The organism is Streptomyces sp. NPDC016851 (genome assembly GCF_055562795.1).
In genome coordinates, this window is record NZ_JBVHEP010000024.1 from 18,329 (window position 1) to 33,625 (window position 15,297).

Sequence of the window (15,297 nt, forward strand, 5' to 3'; positions counted from 1 at the left end):
GTGAAGAACGAGCGTGCGTCCCCAGCGGCACGAACGGCCCGCCGTAAAAGGCGACAAAGCCACTCACTGGCATTGTTGCGGCCGAAGCACCGTCACGGCACGTTGATCCGCGACGGTTCCGCTGTGGACTGCGCCACGTTGCGCGTCCTCCGGTTCTGCCGTACCACACACCCCCCAAAACGGGCGGGTTTTCCGGACATTGGCCGACGAACTGCCGGACGTCCGCGTGCGGTGCAGCGATCGGCCAGCCTACCGCGCGCAGTACGACAACCCGATCACGGGGACGGCGGCGGTGTCAGCCGCTGCGGCGGGGCAGCACCCCGCTGAGCAGGAACGCGACGCTCCGTTCCTTCTCCGTCCAGGCCCGGGTGTCGAGTTCGACGGACTGGAGCAGGGCGCACTCGACGCCGTAGCCGTGCTCCGTCAGGTCCCGGCCGATGAGTTCGGCGGCGTCCCGGGTGGCCGCGTGCGTGACGATGCGCTGCGGGCGGCGGTCGGCGACGGCCGAGACGACGGCCGCTCCCCCGCCACCGACACGGACGACGTCGGGTTCGGGGAGGTCCTCCAGGACGTGCGGGGCGGTGCCGTGCACGATCTGGAGCTGGACGCCGAGGCGCCGGGCGGCCGCGTCGGTGCGGGCGCAGGCCGCCCGGTCGCTGTCGACGGCGAGGACGGCGGCGCCGGCGCGCGCGGCCTCGACGGCGAAGGCGCCGCTGCCGCAGCCGATGTCCCACACGAGGTCGCCGACACGCGGTCCGAGACGGGCGAGTTGGGAGGCGCGCAGCAGCTGGGTCTCGCCCTCGCCGAGGTCACCGCCGTACGCCTCGGCGGGCAGGGACCAGCCGCGCGGTCCGGCGGACGGGTCGCGGCCGGCGATCCAGCCGCCGCTCTCCCCCGTGGTGCCGGGTCCGGCCGGGCCGCCGAGGACGATGACGACGTTGGGGTCGCGCCAGGTGAAGTCGGCGGCCTTCTCGGAGGTGACAACGCTGACCCGCTCGTGCGCGGTGCCGAGTTCCTCGCAGATGACGAAGGAGCGGTGGACTCCTTCGAGGAGCAGGCCGAGTTCGGCGGGTCCGGCGCCGGGTGAGGTGAGAACCGCCACCTTGGTGTGGGCGCGGCACACGTTCACCGCGCGGCGCAGGGTGCGTCGGTGTGCGACGACCACCTGTGCGTCGTCCCAGGGCATGCCGGCGCGGGCGAAGGCGGCGGCGACCGAGGAGACGGCGGGGACGACCTCCACTTCGAGGCCGAACTCGGGGGCGCGCAGGGTGCGGACGACACCGAAGAAGCCGGGGTCGCCGTCGGCGAGCACGACGGCCGTGCCGCGGTGGGCGGCGATGCGGCGGGCGGCGAGTGCGACGCTGCCGAGGCGGATGCGCTCGGCGCCGGCGGGTACCTCGGGGAGCGCCAGGTGGTGGGCGGCGCCCGCAACGAGCGTGGCGGCACCCAGGGCGGCGCGTGCCGCGGCGGTCAGCGGCGAACCGTCCCAGCCGATCACCGTGACCCGGTCGGCCATCGTCGTCAGTCTCCAGAGGTTTGCGCAGGTCGTCTGTGTCAGGTCGGCTGTGCCGTGTGATGAGCTGCCCGCGTGCGGGCTCCGTGAGAGTACCCGGTGAAGCCGGTGGAGGGGACGGCGGTGCCGTCGCGCGCGGTGTCCGTTCCGGTCCGTTCCGGTCGGTTTCCGGTCGCCGGCGTCAGTTCCAGTCGCCGAAGGACGTGAAGCCGCCGGGCAGCTGGTCTCCCACGCCGTCGAGGTCCTCGGGGAGCAGGCTCCAGACGATCAGGTCGGTGCGTACCTCGGTCCACGCGCCGTCGTCCCTCCGTGCCCGGGCTATCCAGGCGCCGCGCAGCACTCCCTCGCTGATGCAGCCGATCTTCTGGGCCACCTGCTGGGAGGCGGTGTTGTCGGCCGGGGTGCGCAGTTCCAGGCGCTCGAACTTCTGGTCGTTGAAGAGCCACTGCGCGGTGATGAGCGCCGCCTCGGAGGCGTAGCCCTCGCCGCGGGCCCAGGGAGCGATGACGTAGGAGATCTCGCTGGAGCGGATCCGCCAGTCGGTGTTCCGGAGGTGGACGACGCCGACGAGGCGCTGGGTGAGGAACTCGGTGACGGCGAAGACGATGCCGCGGCCCTCGGCCCGTTCGGCGGGGGCCTGTTCGGTGATCCAGGAGCGCGCGTGGGCCTCGGTGTAGGGGTGCGGGACGGTGGTCCAGGCGGTGACGAGCTCGTCGTTCATCATGTCGGCGAACGATGGGACGTCCGGCTCCTCGAAGGGGCGCAGGACCAACCGCTCCGTGCTGATGGAGACGTTGGGAAAGGTGCTCGTCATGCGCCGCTCCGTAACCTTCGGTGAACCTTCAGGGCCTGCTGAACTGCCCAGCATGCAGCATGAAAGCACTGCTCCGCACCACGGGGTCCTCCCCCACCGGGTGAGGGAGGACCCCCTGCGGGGCGGGTGCCGGGCGTGCGCTCAGAAGGAGGCGAGCACGGAGCCGGCGTACTTGTCCTGGATGAACTTCTTCACCTCGGGCGAGGTGAGGAGCTTCGCGAGCTTCTTCACGCGCGGGTCCTTCTCCTGGCCCTTCTTCACGGCGAGGAAGTTGCCGTAGGGGTTGTTCTTCGGGGACTCCAGGACGAGGGCGTCCTTCGACGGCTTGAGGTCGGACTCGATGGCGTAGTTGCCGTTGACGACGGCGGCGTCCACGTCGTCGAGGGAGCGCGGCGTCTGGGCCGCCTCCAGCTCCTTGAACTTGAGCTTCTTCGGGTTCTTGGTGATGTCGGAGGGGGTCGCCTCGTTGCCGACGCCCGCCTTGAGGGTGATGAGCCCGTTTGCGGCGAGGAGCTTGAGGGCGCGGGCCTCGTTCACCGTGTCGTTGGGGATGGCGACGGTCGCACCGCTCTTGAGGTCGTCGGCCTTCTTGGCCTTGTGGGAGTAGAGGCCGAGCGGCTCCAGGTGCACCGTGACGACGGGCACGATGTCGGTGCCGTTCTTCTTGTTGAAGTCGTCGAGGTACGGCTTGTTCTGGAAGTAGTTGGCGCCCACGGAGCCGTCCTGCGTCGCCGTGTTCGGCGTGACGTAGTCGGTGAACTCCTTGACCTGGAGGTCCAGGCCCTCCTTCTTCGCCAGGTTGTCCTTGACGTAGGTGAGGATCTCGGCGTGCGGGACGGGGCTCGCGGCGACGATCAGGGGTCCGTCGGAGCCGGAGTTGCCCGCGCCGCAAGCGCTGAGCCCGAGGGTGAGGGCTCCGGCGGCGAGAACGGCGGTGGTGATCTTGGCGGTGTTACGCACGAAAAGTGCCTTTCCTTATGACCTTGCGTGGTGCGACCCCGTCATGGGTGAACGGGGAGTTCAGGAGGCGGCTTTGAGCAGCCGCAGTTTCGGGGCGGGGCCCGAGTGGGCGCCGCGGCGGTGCAGGGAGCGGGCCGCGTAGTCGCCGGCGAACTGGATGACCGAGATGACGACGGCGAGGATCGCGACGGTGATCCACATCAGCTGGGTCTCGAAGCGCTGGTAGCCGTAGCGGATGGCGATGTCGCCGAGGCCGCCTGCGCCGACGGTGCCCGCCATGGCGGAGTAGCCGATGAGGGCGACGATCGTGGTGGTGGTGCTGGAGATCAGCGACGGCAGGGACTCGGGGACGAGGACCTTGCGGACGACGGTCCAGGTGTTGCCGCCCATGGCCTGCACGGCCTCGACGAGTCCGTGGTCCACCTCGCGGACGGCCGTCTCGACCAGCCGCGCGAAGAAGGGGATGGCGCCGATGGCGAGCGGCACGATGGCGGCCTCGCGGCCGATGGTGGTGCCGGTGATCCAGCGGGTGAAGGTCATCAGCGCGACCATCAGGATGATGAACGGCAGGGAGCGGGCGATGTTCACGATCTGCCCGATGACCTTGTTGGCGGCGAGGTTCTGGAGCAGGCCGCCGCGGTCGGTCAGGACCAGCAGGATCCCGAGCGGCAGTCCGCCGACGACGGCGATGAGCGTGGACCAGCCGACCATGTAGAGCGTGTCCCAACACGCCTGCTCCAGCAGGGGCTGCATCTCGGACCAGGTCACTTGACGCCCTCCTTCACCAGCGCGGACTCGCGGCCCGGCACGTCGATCTGCAGACCCTTTTCGCGCAGGAAGCCGATCGGCACGACGTTGTCCTCGTAGCGGCCGGGCAGTTCGATGCGCATCCGGCCGACCTGGAGACCGCCGACGGTGTCGATGGCCGCGCCGAGGATCGATATGTCGATGTTGTAGGTCCGGGCGAGCTGCGAGATGACGGGCTGGGTCGCGCTCTCGCCCTGGAAGGTGACGTCGACGACGGTGCGGTCCTCGCCGGAGGCCTCGCCGTCGAGCGGGAACAGCGCGGCGGCCAGTTCGGAGCCGGGGGTGGCCAGGAGCTCGCTGACCGTGCCGGATTCGACGATGCGGCCGTCCTCCATGAGCGCGGCGGAGTCGCAGACCGACTTCACGACGTCCATCTCGTGCGTGATGAGCAGGACGGTCAGGCCGAGCTGCCGGTTCAGGTCGCGCAGCAGCGCCAGGATCGAGCGGGTGGTCTCCGGGTCGAGGGCGCTGGTGGCCTCGTCGGACAGCAGCACCTTCGGGTCGCCGGCCAGGGCGCGGGCGATGCCGACGCGCTGCTTCTGGCCGCCGGAGAGCTGCGCCGGGTAGGCCTTCGCCTTGTCGGCGAGGCCGACCAGGTCGAGCAGTTCCAGCGCCTTGCGGGAGCGTTCCTGCCCGGACTTACCGAGGATCTCCAGCGGCAGTTCGACGTTGTCCTGGACGGTCCGGGAGGACAGCAGGTTGAAGTGCTGGAAGACCATGCCGATCCGGCTGCGCGCCTGCCGCAGTTCCCTTCCGGCGCGCGGGCCGCGGCCGGCCAGGGCGGTGAGGTCCTGCCCGGCGACCGTCACGGTGCCGGAGGTGGGCCGTTCCAGGAGGTTGACGCAGCGGATGAGCGAGGACTTGCCGGCGCCGGACTGGCCGATGACGCCGTACACCTCGCCTTCGCGGACGTGCAGGTCGACGCCGTCCAGGGCGGTGACCTCGCGGCCGCGCGAACGGTAGACCTTGGTCAGGTCCGTTGTGGTGATCACGTGGGTTTCCGTCACTGTCGAGTGCGCGGGCGTGGGTGTGCCCGGGCACAGAGGCATTCGTTCAGGGACGCGACACGGTTCTCGCTGAGGCGTGGAACCGGGGAGAACATGTGCGCGGGCGGCTTGGTGTCACGCACGGCTCAGGGCGTGCGGACATGCCGCGGTCTCGCTTCGGGGCGCGAGCTCAGGGGGTGGTGCGGGGGCCCTCTAGAAGGCGCACATTCGACACATACAACGAGCACCGGGCGTCATGGTCGCCTCGGTCGCGGGGATGCGGTCGCTCGTCGTGGTCATGCCGTCAGTAAAACACGCGTACGGTCCTGACCGGCCGCCGCTGTCCGGATGCTGGACAGCGGTGGACAGGGGCCGGGATCCGCCGTCGTCCGTCAGCCGCGCAGGGAGATCTCGACACCCTGCTCGGTGACCAGTGCGGACAGGGCGGAGAGGTTCTCGACCACCAGGTCGGCCTGGAGCTCGTGGGCCTGGTGGGTTGTGGTCAACGCCACGGTGGTCATGCCGGCGGCGCGGCCGGCCGTCAGGCCCGCGGGGGCGTCCTCGAAGACGACACACCGGGCGGGGTCGACGCCGAGGGTGCGGGCGGCGAGCAGATAGGGCTCGGGGTCGGGCTTGCCGTGGGTGACGTCGTCGGCGGCGACGAGCGTCTTGGGCAGGATGCCGACGGCGTCGAGCCGGGCCTCGGCCAGCCGCCGGGTGGCGGAGGTGACGACGGCCCAGCGCTCGGCGGGCAGGGCGTCGAGGAAGGCGCGGGTCCCCGGCAGCAGGTGCACCCCGCCGGCCGGCACGTCCTCCACCTCGAGGTCCTCGATCCGCGCGACGGCTTGCGGCACCACGTCGGCGGGCAGCAGGTCGGCGGCTATCTCGGCGGCCGGCCGGCCGTGCAGCTCGACCCGGGCGAACTCCTCGGCCGTGATCCCGTACTCCGTGGCCCACCGCGTCCAGCAGCGGTCCACCGAGGCGAGGGAGGAGACCAGGGTTCCGTCGTTGTCGAACAGCAGGGCGTGCGCGTGGATCTTCATGCCCTCGACCCTACGGTGCAGGCCAGGGCCGCAGGCACCGGGCCTTTTCGGCCGTAATAAGGTCGCAGCATGCTTGATGCCCTGACGCTGGTGACCGGTGTCGCCGCGCTGCTGCTCGCCGCCTGGTGCGGCTGGGCCGCCTACCGTGACCAGCCGACGAAGGACTGGCACTTCATCGGGATGGCCGTGGTCACCCTGCTGACGCTGGTCCAGCTGGTGGTGGGGATCGTGCTGCTGGCGCAGGGCGAGAAGCCGGAGCAGGGCACGACGATCTTCGTGGCGTACCTGCTCGGGGCCTTCGCGTGTGTCCCGGCGGCGGGGTTCATGTCGCTGGCCGAGCGCACCCGGTGGGGTTCGGTGACGGTCGCGGCCGGCGGTGTGGTGCTGGCTGTGCTGGAGGTGCGGCTCTATGACATCTGGGGAGGCTGAGGTGAGCCGGCGGCGGCTGACCAGTGGGCCCGGCACGCTGCTGGTGTGGCTGTACGGCGTGATGGTCGTGGGCGCGGTGTCGCGGTCCGCGTATCAGATCGCGACGGAGTTCGACCGGGCGCCGCTCGCGTACTCGCTGTCGGCGGTGGCGGGTGTCGTGTACGGGTTCATCACGTACTCGCTGGTGCGGGGTGGGGAGACGGCCCGGCGGGTTGCGCTTGTGTGTTGTGTCGCGGAGTTGGTGGGTGTGCTGACGGTGGGGACGTGGACGCTGGTCGAGCCGTCGGCGTTTCCGGACGCGACCGTGTGGTCGGACTTCGGGATGGGGTATCTGTTCATCCCGGTTCTGTTGCCGGTGTCGGCGATCTACTGGCTGCGGCGGTCGCGTGCGCGGCAGGGGGACGCGGGCTGAGGGGCGTGGGCGTGTGCGGGCCGTATGTGGCTGGTCGCGCAGTTCCCCGCGCCCCTTAGGGCATCACTAAGCCGTCGCCGCGTAGGTACTGACCGGCTTCTCCAGGACGATCATCGGTACGCCGTCCGCGCCCTGGGACGTGCCCACCGTTTCGTAGCCGACCTTGCGGTAGAGGCGGAGGTGTCCCTCGCTGCGGTGGCCGGTGTGGAGGCGGAAGCGGGTGGCGCCGTGCTGGTCGGCGAGGGCCGCTTCGGCCGCTCGGAGCAGGCGGGCGCCGATGCCGTGCCCCTGGAGGCGGGGGTGGACGCAGAGCTTGCCGATCGCGGCGGCGCCGTCCTCGGTGACCGAGCCGCGCACCGAGCCGACGACCTCGTCGCCGAGCCGGGCCACGAAGACGCAGTCGCGGGCGACCTCCTCGCGGACCGAGTCGAGGGTTTGGACGAGCGGGTCGATGCGGTAGTTCCCGTACAGCGCCGCCTCCGACTGGAAACACAGGTACTGCAGCCTGAAGATCTGCTCCGCGTCCTGCTCGGTCGCCGCAGAGATGGTCACGCTCATGCCCATGTGCGCACGCCTCCCGCTCATCTGATCACCTGTCGTTCCTCACTCCTATCCCCGTCCTCAGCGGGCCGCAACCTCCGGCGTGAGTAATCTCCGCAGACATCCCAGGCATCTGGAACGTTCCGGGCCAAGACTCCCCTGTGAGATACCCAACTCCCCTGCGATTTCCCGGTATGTCAGGTCTTCGGGAGAGAGCAGGGCCTCCATCAGGCGGGGGCAGCGGCCCGGGAGGCGGCGTACGGCCGCGCGCAGGGCACGGCCACGGGCCGCGGCGAGGGCGAGCTGTTCGGGTCCGTCGTCGCCGTCGTCGACCGGTTCGACGACGTACGGCCGTTCGAGGCGGCCGGTACGGCGGGTGCGGCGCACTTCCGAGCGGACGGCCCGGCGGAGCCACTCCTGCGGGTCGAGCGGCGGGCCCTCGGCGTCGAGGCGCTCCAGCAGACGGAGCCAGACCGCCTGCTCCAGGTCGCCCTCGTCGACTCCGGCGGCATATGCCTCCGCGGAGGCCTCGGCGGTGAGCAGCGGGCGCAGGGCGGAGACCAGGTCGGGCGTCATATGCGGAGCGACGCGACCGCCCGGGCCGTGGGTTGCCCGGGCGGCCGAAGCTCACCCGACCGAGGGGTGTGAACTCAGAGGTTGACGCTCAGTCGCCGACGAAGTCCTCGCGGGCCAGCACGCCCGTGTCGGGCTGGTCGGTGAAGACGCCGTCGATACCGGTCGCGAAGTACGCCTTGTACGCGCCGAAGACGTCACCGTAGGCGTCCGCGTCCGTGCCCTTGCGGAAGTTCGCGGGCAGGAAGGGGTTCTCGTTGCGCAGCGTCCAGGGGTGCAGGATCAGACCCACCTTGTGGGCGTCCCGGACGAGTGTCGTCGGCTGGGTGAGGTTGCCCTTGGCGTCGCGCGGGATGACCAGGTCCAGGGTCGGGCCGATGCCCTGCGCGTAGGAGGCGATCTCCCGCAGGCCGGCCGGCTTGACCAGGTCGGCGACGGTGCGCGGGTCGCCCGTCTCGACGAAGTCCCAGGGGCGGCTGTCCGCCGAGGACAGCAGGACGACCAGGGGGTTGTCGACGAGCTTGTTGAGGCGCTCGATGCTGGTCGGCTCGAAGGACTGGATGATGACCGGGGAGGTGCGCCGGTCCTTGCGGTGCTTGCGCAGCAGCTTGGCGACCCGCTCCTCCAGGGGGAGGCCCTGCTTGCGGAAGTACGTGGGGTGCTTGAGCTCGGGGTAGATCCACACCTGCTTGCCGCGTGCGCGGGTCTGCTCGTCCTGCCACTTCAGGACCTCTTCGAAGGTGGGGATCTCCCAGCGGCCGTTGTAGAGGGTGTTGTGCGGGCGGTTGGCCGGGATGCGCTCGATCGCCCGCAGGGTCTTCAGCTCGGCGAGCGTGAAGTCCTCGGTGAACCAGCCGGTGGTGGACGCGCCGTCGAGGACCTTGGTCTTCTTGCGGTCGGCGAACTCCGGGTGGTCGGCGACGTCCGTGGTGCCGCCGATCTCCGGCTCGTGACGGCAGACGAGGTGACCGTCCTTCGTCGGCACCAGGTCGCCCGCCTCGACGATGTCGGCGCCCAGGTCGAGGGCCAGCTGGTACGAGCCGAAGGTGTGCTCCGGGCGGTAGCCGCTGGCCCCGCGGTGGCCGACGATCGTCGGCTTGGGCAGGCTCTTCAGCCCGCCGCTCCCGCCCTGTCCCCCGCCGGCCCGGGTGCTGTCGGCTCTCGCCGTGCCGGTCATGCCGAGGACCGCTCCCCCGGCACCGAGGACCGCCGCGCCGAGCAGGGCCCGCCGTCCGGTCCCGCTCGCTTCCTCGTTCGGCCTCTGCGTTCCCATGAGCGCCCTCCCTGCCGTGAGCTCGTCCGTGCGGGCCGATCGTACGGGCGCGTACATGACGAGTGGGAGACGCCGGGCGGAACACGCGGGTGACGACGGATGTCGTAGTGGCTGGTGGGGGCGGCGAACTGACGGCTCGTCGGCGGCATGTGGGCGGCGCGTCGGGTCCGTGGCGTCCCGGCGATTCGGTGCCGCGGTTCTGGGAACGCGTCCGATACGCCCGCGGAGCGACGTCCGTCACACGAGACGGTCGGGTCACGCATCGTCCCCGGCGCGTCACCGCAGGTAAACACGCGTCAACAGGACGTAAGACCTCGGTTAAGTCGCCGTGCCCGATGTGCGCGATCCCCCGCGCCGCGAGTATCGTCCTCACCTGCACAGACTCATACAGAATCCTTGACACCGGAGGGTCCGTTGTCCCGCTTCGCGCTCATCAAGGCAGTGCTCGGCCCGATCATGCGCCTGATGTTCCGCCCTCAGGTGGAAGGTGCGGAGCACATTCCCGGCGACGGTCCGGTCATCCTGGCCGGCAACCACCTGACGTTCATCGACTCGATGATCCTGCCGCTGGTCTGCGACCGTCAGGTCTTCTTCATCGGCAAGGACGAGTACGTGACCGGGAAGGGCTTCAAGGGCCGGCTGATGGCCTGGTTCTTCACCGGCGTCGGCATGATCCCCGTGGACCGTGACGGTGGCCGGGGCGGGGTCGCCGCGCTGATGACCGGGCGCCGGGTGCTGGAGGAGGGCAAGGTCTTCGGTATCTACCCGGAGGGCACGCGCTCGCCCGACGGCCGGCTGTACCGGGGGCGTACCGGGATCGCCCGGCTCACGCTGATGACCGGGGCCCCGGTGGTGCCGTTCGCGATGATCGGCACGGACCGGCTTCAGCCGGGCGGGGCGGGGCTGCCGCGGCCGGGGAAGGTCACGGTCCGGTTCGGTGAGGCGATGGAGTTCTCCCGCTACGAGGGGATGGACCGGGACCGGTACGTGCTGCGCGCTGTGACCGACTCGGTGATGAGCGAGGTCATGCGGCTGTCCGGGCAGGAGTACGTGGACATGTACGCGAGCAAGGCCAAAGAGGCCGCGTAGCGCCGTTCGGCCTCTCAGGTACGGCCCCGCAGGGCTTCACTGGTACAGCCCCACAGGGCTTCACAGGTACATCCCCGCAGGCTTCGCAGGTACGGCCCCGCGCCCCTCAAGGCCGGCTGTCGAGCCGTTGGCCGCGCAGCATGAACCATGCCGCCACCGCCGCGGCGAGCAGTACCGCCGCGCCTGCCCCCGCCGCCAGCGCCAAGCCGTCCACGAAGGACGTGCGGGCCGCGTCCAGCATCACGGCGGAGGTGTGGGCGGGCATGCTCCCGGCCGCCTCGACGGCGCCCCCCAGTGACTCGTGGGCCGCGGCCGGTGTGCCCGCCGGGCCGGTGAAGTCGCTGTAGACGCCGGTCACGATCGAGCCGAGCACGGCGATGCCGAGGGCCGCGCCGAGTTCGTACGCCGTCTCGGACACGGCGGACGCCGAACCCGCCTGCTCCTTGGGCACGCTGGAGAGGATCACGTCGGCGGTCACGGTGAACGAGAAACCGGCTCCGACACCGACCACCAGCAGCGCGGCCCCGAGCAACGGGTAGCCGGTGGACTGGTCGATCACCGTGAGCGCGGCCAGGGCGAGGCCGATCGCCGCGAGCCCCCCGGAGACGACGGCCCGCACCGAGTAGCGCCGGGCCGCACGTCCCGCGAGCAGACCGGCCACCACCGCGCCGACCGCGGCGGGCAGCTCCGCCAGGCCCGCCTCGAACGGGCGCCTGCCCTGGACGAGTTGCAGGTACTGGGAGAGGAAGAACACCAGCCCGGACAGGCCCAGGATGGTCAGCAGGTCAGCCAGCACCGCACCGCTGAAGCCGCGGTGGCGGAACAGCCGCATGTCCAGCAGCGGGGCCGGAAGCGTGAGCTGGCGGCGCACGAAGCCGTAGAGGGCGGCGGCACCCAGCAGGCCCGCGGCCAGGGTGCTCCACGCGAAGCCGTGTGCGGCGGCCTCCTTGACCGCGTACACCACACCGACCATGCCGACCAGCGAGAGCACGACACTGACCAGGTCCCAGGGACCGGGGTTCGCCGTGCGCGACTCGGGCAGCAGCTTGATGCCGACGAGGACCAGGACGGCCATCACGGGCAGGTTGATCAGGAAGACCGAGCCCCACCAGAAGTGCTCCAGCAGGAACCCGCCGACGATCGGCCCGACGGCCGTACCGGCGGAGGCGGTGGCGCCCCAGATGCCGACGGCGAGACTGCGTTCGCGCGGGTCGTGGAAGAGATTGCGGATCAGGGCGAGCGTGGCCGGCATCAGGGTCGCGCCGGCGACGCCGAGCAGCGCCCGCGCCACGATCATCATCTCGGGTGTCGTGGCGTAGGCGTTGAGCACGGATATCGCGCCGAACGCCGTGGCCCCGACGAGCAGGATCCGCTTGCGGCCGATGCGGTCGCCGAGGCTGCCCATGGAGACGAGCAGACCCGCGATGACGAACGAGTACACGTCGCCGATCCACAGCAGCTGCGTGCCGGAGGGCTTCAGGTCCTCGCTGATGTAGGGGGTCGCGAGACCGAGGACGGTCGCGTCGACGGCCACCAGCAGCACGGCGAGGACGAGTACGCCGAGCGCGAGCCAGCGGCCCGGGCGCTTCACCGCCTCGGCCGTCTCGGCCGGCTGCAGGGTGCTGGTCATGATTCCTCTCTCCGGAGTGCGCCGCCGAGCAGCAGCTCGACGATCATGTGCTGGAAGTCCTTGGGGGCGCCCTTGCCGCTCTGCACCATCCAGGCGCCGGAGGCCAGCAGGCCGTAGAGCGCCTCGGTGAGCCAGGCCGGCGTGAGGTCGATGCGGAACTCGCCGCTGAGCTGGCCGCGCCGGAACAGGGCGGAGATCCGGTCGTCGATCAGGGTCCAGCCGGGGTTCTGCTCCTCGCCCTCGAAGAGCTGGTTCTCGGTGTAGAGGAACCCGAGCAGTCCGGCGGCGGGCTCGATGGCCCCGACCAGTCGGCGCACGGCCTCGCTCGCCGTGCCCTCGTCGAGCCGGGCGGCGTCCAGCGCGGCCTCGCACTCGGCGATGCCCAGCGACTCCAGCGCTCGGACGAGGGCGTCCCGCCCGGCGAAGTGGCGGTGCAGCGTGGCGCGGCTGATCCCGGCGGCCTTGGCGACCTCGTCCATGGTCGCGGTGGCTTTGTGGGTCAGCAGCGCCGCGGCGCTGCGCAGCACGTGGTCAGGATCGACAGCCATGAGACAACCGTACCCCATATGAGACATCAATGTCTCATGCTGGGCATGCGTGACTCACGGCTGTCGCTCGGGAGTGTGGGTATCAGTGCCAGGGCAGCTGCCCGCGCCGCTCCCAGTAGGCCTGCGGTGCCTCGGCCAGCGTGGCCAGGCGGGTCAGCTGGTCGTCGTCGAGGTCGACGACCGCCGCGTGCAGGTTGGAGGCGAGCTGGTTGGCGGTGGCCGCGCCGGAGAGGACGACTCCGGCCCAGGGCTGCCGCAGGACCACCGCCAGGGCGACGGCGTCGCAGCCCAGCCCGGTCTCCTCGGCGATCTGCCGGAGGACGTCCGGCGCCTGCGGCCCGGCGAGCCGGCCGTTGGCCATGGCCTCCTTGACGATCACGGTGAGTCCGGCGTCGTGGGCCTCGGCGAGGGCGGGCGCGGCGGAGGTCTCCAGCGCGTTGTACGTCGACTGGACGGTACGGAAGAGGGGTTCGCCGTCGACGGTCACGGCGAGGGCGGCGCGGATGGCCTCCGCCTGGGCGGGGCCGCTGGTGGAGAAGCCGATGGTGAGTCCCTGGGCGGCGGCCTCCGCGAGCTTCGCGTGCAGTTCCTTGTCGGTGAGGGCCGGGCTGTCCGGGGTCACCGAGTGGATCTGGTAGAGGTCGAGCCGGTCGCCGAGCAGGGCGTCGCTCTCGGCGCGCTGCCGTTCGTAGGTGGCGAGCGTGTGGTCCTTGACCTCGTGCGTCTCGGCGTCGGTGGACCAGTCGGCGGTGTAGGTGTAGCCCCACTTGCTGCCGACGACGATGTCGTCGAGGCCGGGCCTCGCGTTCAGCCAGTCGGCGAGGAACTCTTCCGAGCGGCCGTAGGAGCGGGCGGCGTCGAAATAGCGGACGCCCTGTGCGTAGGCGGCGTCCAGGAGTTCGTGTGTGCGGTTGCGCAGCGTCTCGACGCTGCGGTCGTCTCCGAGGTCTTCGTCTCGGCCGAGGTTGATGTAGCCGGGGCGTCCGACGGCGGCGAGGCCGAGGCCGATGTGGCAGGTGGGGGTTGTCGCATGGGCCAGGCGGGCGAAGGGCATCCGGGGGCTCCGTTCGGTCGGCTGTGGCTTTCGACCAACGTAACCCTCGGGATGACCTTCGCCTCAGAGCTCGGGGCCTGCTGTGTCTTCGGCGAGTGCGGGGAGTCTGTGGCTTGTCGCGCAGTTCCCCGCGCCCCTCAGGATCCTTGCCGTGCCGTCGCCCAGGAGTGCTGAGCCGCCACATCGGCCTTGACCTCTGCCAGCTGGATCGCCACCGCGCTCGGGGCCGTGCCGCCCCTGCCGTTGCGGGAGGCCAGGGCGCCCGGGACGTTCAGGACCGAGCGGACCTCCGGGGTGAGGTGGGAGGAGATCTTGGCGAACTGCTCGTCCGTCAGCTCGTCCAGTTCCTTGCCCTCGCCCTCGGCGACCTTCACGCACTCGCCGGCCACCTCGTGGGCGACGCGGAACGGGACGCCCTGCTTGACCAGCCACTCGGCGATGTCCGTGGCGAGGGAGAAGCCGGCGGGGGCCAGTTCCTCCATGCGCTCGCGGTGGACCGTGAGCGTGGCCATCATGCCGGTGAAGGCCGGGAGCAGGATCTCCAGCTGGTCGATGGAGTCGAACACCGGCTCCTTGTCCTCCTGGAGGTCGCGGTTGTACGCGAGCGGGAGGGCCTTGAGCGTGGCCAGCAGGCCCGTCAGGTTGCCGATCAGGCGGCCGGACTTGCCGCGGGCCAGCTCGGCGATGTCCGGGTTCTTCTTCTGCGGCATGATCGACGAGCCCGTCGAGAACGCGTCGTGCAGGGTCACGAAGGAGAACTCCTTCGTGTTCCAGAGGATGACCTCCTCGGCGATCCGGGAGAGGTTGACGCCGATCATCGCCGTGATGAACGCGAACTCGGCGACGAAGTCGCGCGACGCCGTGCCGTCGATGGAGTTGCCGGAGCTGCCGTGCTCGAAGCCGAGGTCCTTCGCGACCGCCTCCGGGTCCAGGCCCAGGGAGGAGCCCGCCAGCGCACCCGAGCCGTAGGGCGACACCGCCGTGCGCGCGTCCCACTGGCGCAGCCGCTCCGCGTCCCGGGACAGGGACTGCACGTGGGCCAGGACGTGGTGCGCGAACAGGACCGGCTGGGCGTGCTGGAGGTGCGTGCGGCCGGGCATCGCCACGTCCGGGTGGGCCTCGGCGAGGCCGATCAGCGCGTCCTGGAGCTCGGCGATCAGGCCGCCGATGACACGGGCGTGGTCGCGCAGGTACATGCGGAACAGGGTGGCGACCTGGTCGTTGCGGGAGCGGCCCGCGCGCAGCTTGCCGCCGAGGTCGGGGCCGAGCCGCTCCAGCAGGCCGCGCTCCAGGGCGGTGTGCACGTCCTCGTCGGCGATGGTGCCCACGAAGGAGCCGTCGGCGACGTCCGCCTCCAGCTGGTCGAGCCCGGCGATCATCCGGGTCAGCTCGTCCTCGGTGAGCAGCCCCGCCTTGTGGAGCACGCGCGCGTGCGCACGCGAACCGGCGATGTCGTACGGCGCGAGCCGCCAGTCGAAGTGGACGGACGCGGACAGCTTGGCCAGGGCCTCGGCGGGACCGTCGGCGAAACGGCCGCCCCAGAGCCGTACGTCACCGCTGTTGCTGCTCACTTGCGTTGCTCCTAGAGAGGTTTTGGATGTGACGCGGACCTTTATATGCCCACGC

Annotated in this window: 16 protein-coding genes; 3 read left to right on the forward strand and 13 right to left on the reverse strand. The window is 70.8% G+C overall.

Annotation, left to right across the window (positions count from 1 at the left end; translation table 11 throughout):
• Positions 1-295 precede the first annotated feature (295 nt).
• The 6 genes from cbiE to ACZ3I3_RS31505 all read right to left on the reverse strand — a co-directional run bounded on the left by cbiE (position 296) and on the right by ACZ3I3_RS31505 (position 6,123).
• On the reverse strand, positions 296-1,516 hold the full coding sequence (gene cbiE / locus ACZ3I3_RS31480; RefSeq protein WP_467370615.1) for a precorrin-6y C5,15-methyltransferase (decarboxylating) subunit CbiE: 1,221 nt from the start codon (positions 1,514-1,516) through the stop codon (positions 296-298).
• Positions 1,517-1,694: 178 nt separating this feature from the next.
• Positions 1,695-2,327, reverse strand: coding sequence for a GNAT family N-acetyltransferase (locus ACZ3I3_RS31485; RefSeq protein ID WP_467370617.1), 633 nt, complete (start codon positions 2,325-2,327; stop codon positions 1,695-1,697).
• 141 nt (positions 2,328-2,468) lie between these two features.
• Positions 2,469-3,287 (reverse strand): MetQ/NlpA family ABC transporter substrate-binding protein, encoded by an 819-nt coding sequence (locus ACZ3I3_RS31490; protein WP_467370619.1) that lies wholly within the window; start codon positions 3,285-3,287, stop codon positions 2,469-2,471.
• A gap of 60 nt (positions 3,288-3,347) precedes the next feature.
• Positions 3,348-4,055: a methionine ABC transporter permease gene (locus ACZ3I3_RS31495; RefSeq protein ID WP_467370620.1), complete on the reverse strand. Its 708-nt coding sequence runs from the start codon at positions 4,053-4,055 to the stop codon at positions 3,348-3,350.
• The gene (locus tag ACZ3I3_RS31500) at positions 4,052-5,086 is read right to left on the reverse strand and encodes a methionine ABC transporter ATP-binding protein (protein WP_467370622.1); all 1,035 of its coding nucleotides are present in this window, start codon (positions 5,084-5,086) and stop codon (positions 4,052-4,054) included. Before ACZ3I3_RS31500 ends, ACZ3I3_RS31495 begins: the two co-directional genes overlap by 4 nt.
• 386 nt (positions 5,087-5,472) lie before the next feature.
• Entirely contained in the window at positions 5,473-6,123 is a 651-nt protein-coding gene (locus ACZ3I3_RS31505; protein WP_467370623.1) for an HAD family hydrolase, read from the reverse strand.
• Between the two features lie 69 nt (positions 6,124-6,192).
• On the opposite strand from ACZ3I3_RS31505, the gene ACZ3I3_RS31510 reads away from it, so the two are divergent.
• The gene (locus ACZ3I3_RS31510) at positions 6,193-6,552 is read left to right on the forward strand and encodes a hypothetical protein (RefSeq protein ID WP_356925610.1); all 360 of its coding nucleotides are present in this window, start codon (positions 6,193-6,195) and stop codon (positions 6,550-6,552) included.
• Positions 6,533-6,964, forward strand: a complete 432-nt coding sequence (locus tag ACZ3I3_RS31515) for a hypothetical protein (protein ID WP_467370625.1) — start codon at positions 6,533-6,535, stop codon at positions 6,962-6,964. Before ACZ3I3_RS31510 ends, ACZ3I3_RS31515 begins: the two co-directional genes overlap by 20 nt.
• A gap of 66 nt (positions 6,965-7,030) precedes the next feature.
• Here ACZ3I3_RS31515 and ACZ3I3_RS31520 read toward each other — a convergent pair whose 3' ends face one another.
• From ACZ3I3_RS31520 to ACZ3I3_RS31530, 3 genes are all read right to left on the reverse strand, one after another.
• A complete protein-coding gene (locus ACZ3I3_RS31520; protein ID WP_467370775.1) occupies positions 7,031-7,528 on the reverse strand; it encodes a GNAT family N-acetyltransferase in 498 nt (165 codons plus the stop codon).
• Between the two features lie 57 nt (positions 7,529-7,585).
• Complete coding sequence (locus tag ACZ3I3_RS31525; RefSeq protein ID WP_467370626.1) at positions 7,586-8,080, reverse strand: RNA polymerase sigma factor; 495 nt, start codon at positions 8,078-8,080, stop codon at positions 7,586-7,588.
• A gap of 88 nt (positions 8,081-8,168) precedes the next feature.
• Positions 8,169-9,350 (reverse strand): glycerophosphodiester phosphodiesterase, encoded by a 1,182-nt coding sequence (locus ACZ3I3_RS31530; RefSeq protein WP_467370628.1) that lies wholly within the window; start codon positions 9,348-9,350, stop codon positions 8,169-8,171.
• Between the two features lie 414 nt (positions 9,351-9,764).
• On the opposite strand from ACZ3I3_RS31530, the gene ACZ3I3_RS31535 reads away from it, so the two are divergent.
• Complete coding sequence (locus tag ACZ3I3_RS31535; RefSeq protein WP_020269491.1) at positions 9,765-10,439, forward strand: lysophospholipid acyltransferase family protein; 675 nt, start codon at positions 9,765-9,767, stop codon at positions 10,437-10,439.
• A gap of 106 nt (positions 10,440-10,545) precedes the next feature.
• Here the strand turns inward: ACZ3I3_RS31535 and ACZ3I3_RS31540 are convergent, their stop codons facing one another.
• From ACZ3I3_RS31540 to argH, 4 genes are all read right to left on the reverse strand, one after another.
• Complete coding sequence (locus ACZ3I3_RS31540) at positions 10,546-12,069, reverse strand: MFS transporter (RefSeq protein WP_467370629.1); 1,524 nt, start codon at positions 12,067-12,069, stop codon at positions 10,546-10,548.
• Positions 12,066-12,617 carry a TetR/AcrR family transcriptional regulator gene (locus ACZ3I3_RS31545; RefSeq protein WP_381039583.1) on the reverse strand — a complete coding sequence of 184 codons (552 nt, stop codon included), beginning with the start codon at positions 12,615-12,617 and terminating at the stop codon, positions 12,066-12,068. The genes ACZ3I3_RS31540 and ACZ3I3_RS31545 overlap by 4 nt, the downstream gene beginning before the upstream one ends.
• Before the next feature lie 82 nt (positions 12,618-12,699).
• Positions 12,700-13,671: an aldo/keto reductase gene (locus tag ACZ3I3_RS31550; RefSeq protein WP_467370631.1), complete on the reverse strand. Its 972-nt coding sequence runs from the start codon at positions 13,669-13,671 to the stop codon at positions 12,700-12,702.
• A 137-nt stretch (positions 13,672-13,808) separates the two neighbouring features.
• Positions 13,809-15,242, reverse strand: a complete 1,434-nt coding sequence (argH, locus tag ACZ3I3_RS31555; RefSeq protein ID WP_467370632.1) for an argininosuccinate lyase — start codon at positions 15,240-15,242, stop codon at positions 13,809-13,811.
• Positions 15,243-15,297 lie beyond the last annotated feature (55 nt).

Excerpts from the sequence above, each read along its gene's own strand:
- ACZ3I3_RS31505 (WP_467370623.1), bottom strand. The coding sequence starts at position 6,123 with ATGAAGATCCACGCGCACGCCCTGCTGTTCGACAACGACGGAACCCTG.
- ACZ3I3_RS31540 (WP_467370629.1), bottom strand. The coding sequence starts at position 12,069 with ATGACCAGCACCCTGCAGCCGGCCGAGACGGCCGAGGCGGTGAAGCGC.
- ACZ3I3_RS31515 (WP_467370625.1), top strand. The coding sequence starts at position 6,533 with ATGACATCTGGGGAGGCTGAGGTGAGCCGGCGGCGGCTGACCAGTGGG.
- ACZ3I3_RS31510 (WP_356925610.1), top strand. The coding sequence starts at position 6,193 with ATGCTTGATGCCCTGACGCTGGTGACCGGTGTCGCCGCGCTGCTGCTC.
- cbiE (WP_467370615.1), bottom strand. The coding sequence starts at position 1,516 with ATGGCCGACCGGGTCACGGTGATCGGCTGGGACGGTTCGCCGCTGACC.
- ACZ3I3_RS31525 (WP_467370626.1), bottom strand. The coding sequence starts at position 8,080 with ATGACGCCCGACCTGGTCTCCGCCCTGCGCCCGCTGCTCACCGCCGAG.
- ACZ3I3_RS31545 (WP_381039583.1), bottom strand. The coding sequence starts at position 12,617 with ATGGCTGTCGATCCTGACCACGTGCTGCGCAGCGCCGCGGCGCTGCTG.
- ACZ3I3_RS31530 (WP_467370628.1), bottom strand. The coding sequence starts at position 9,350 with ATGGGAACGCAGAGGCCGAACGAGGAAGCGAGCGGGACCGGACGGCGG.
- ACZ3I3_RS31550 (WP_467370631.1), bottom strand. The coding sequence starts at position 13,671 with ATGCCCTTCGCCCGCCTGGCCCATGCGACAACCCCCACCTGCCACATC.
- ACZ3I3_RS31520 (WP_467370775.1), bottom strand. The coding sequence starts at position 7,528 with ATGGGCATGAGCGTGACCATCTCTGCGGCGACCGAGCAGGACGCGGAG.
- ACZ3I3_RS31485 (WP_467370617.1), bottom strand. The coding sequence starts at position 2,327 with ATGACGAGCACCTTTCCCAACGTCTCCATCAGCACGGAGCGGTTGGTC.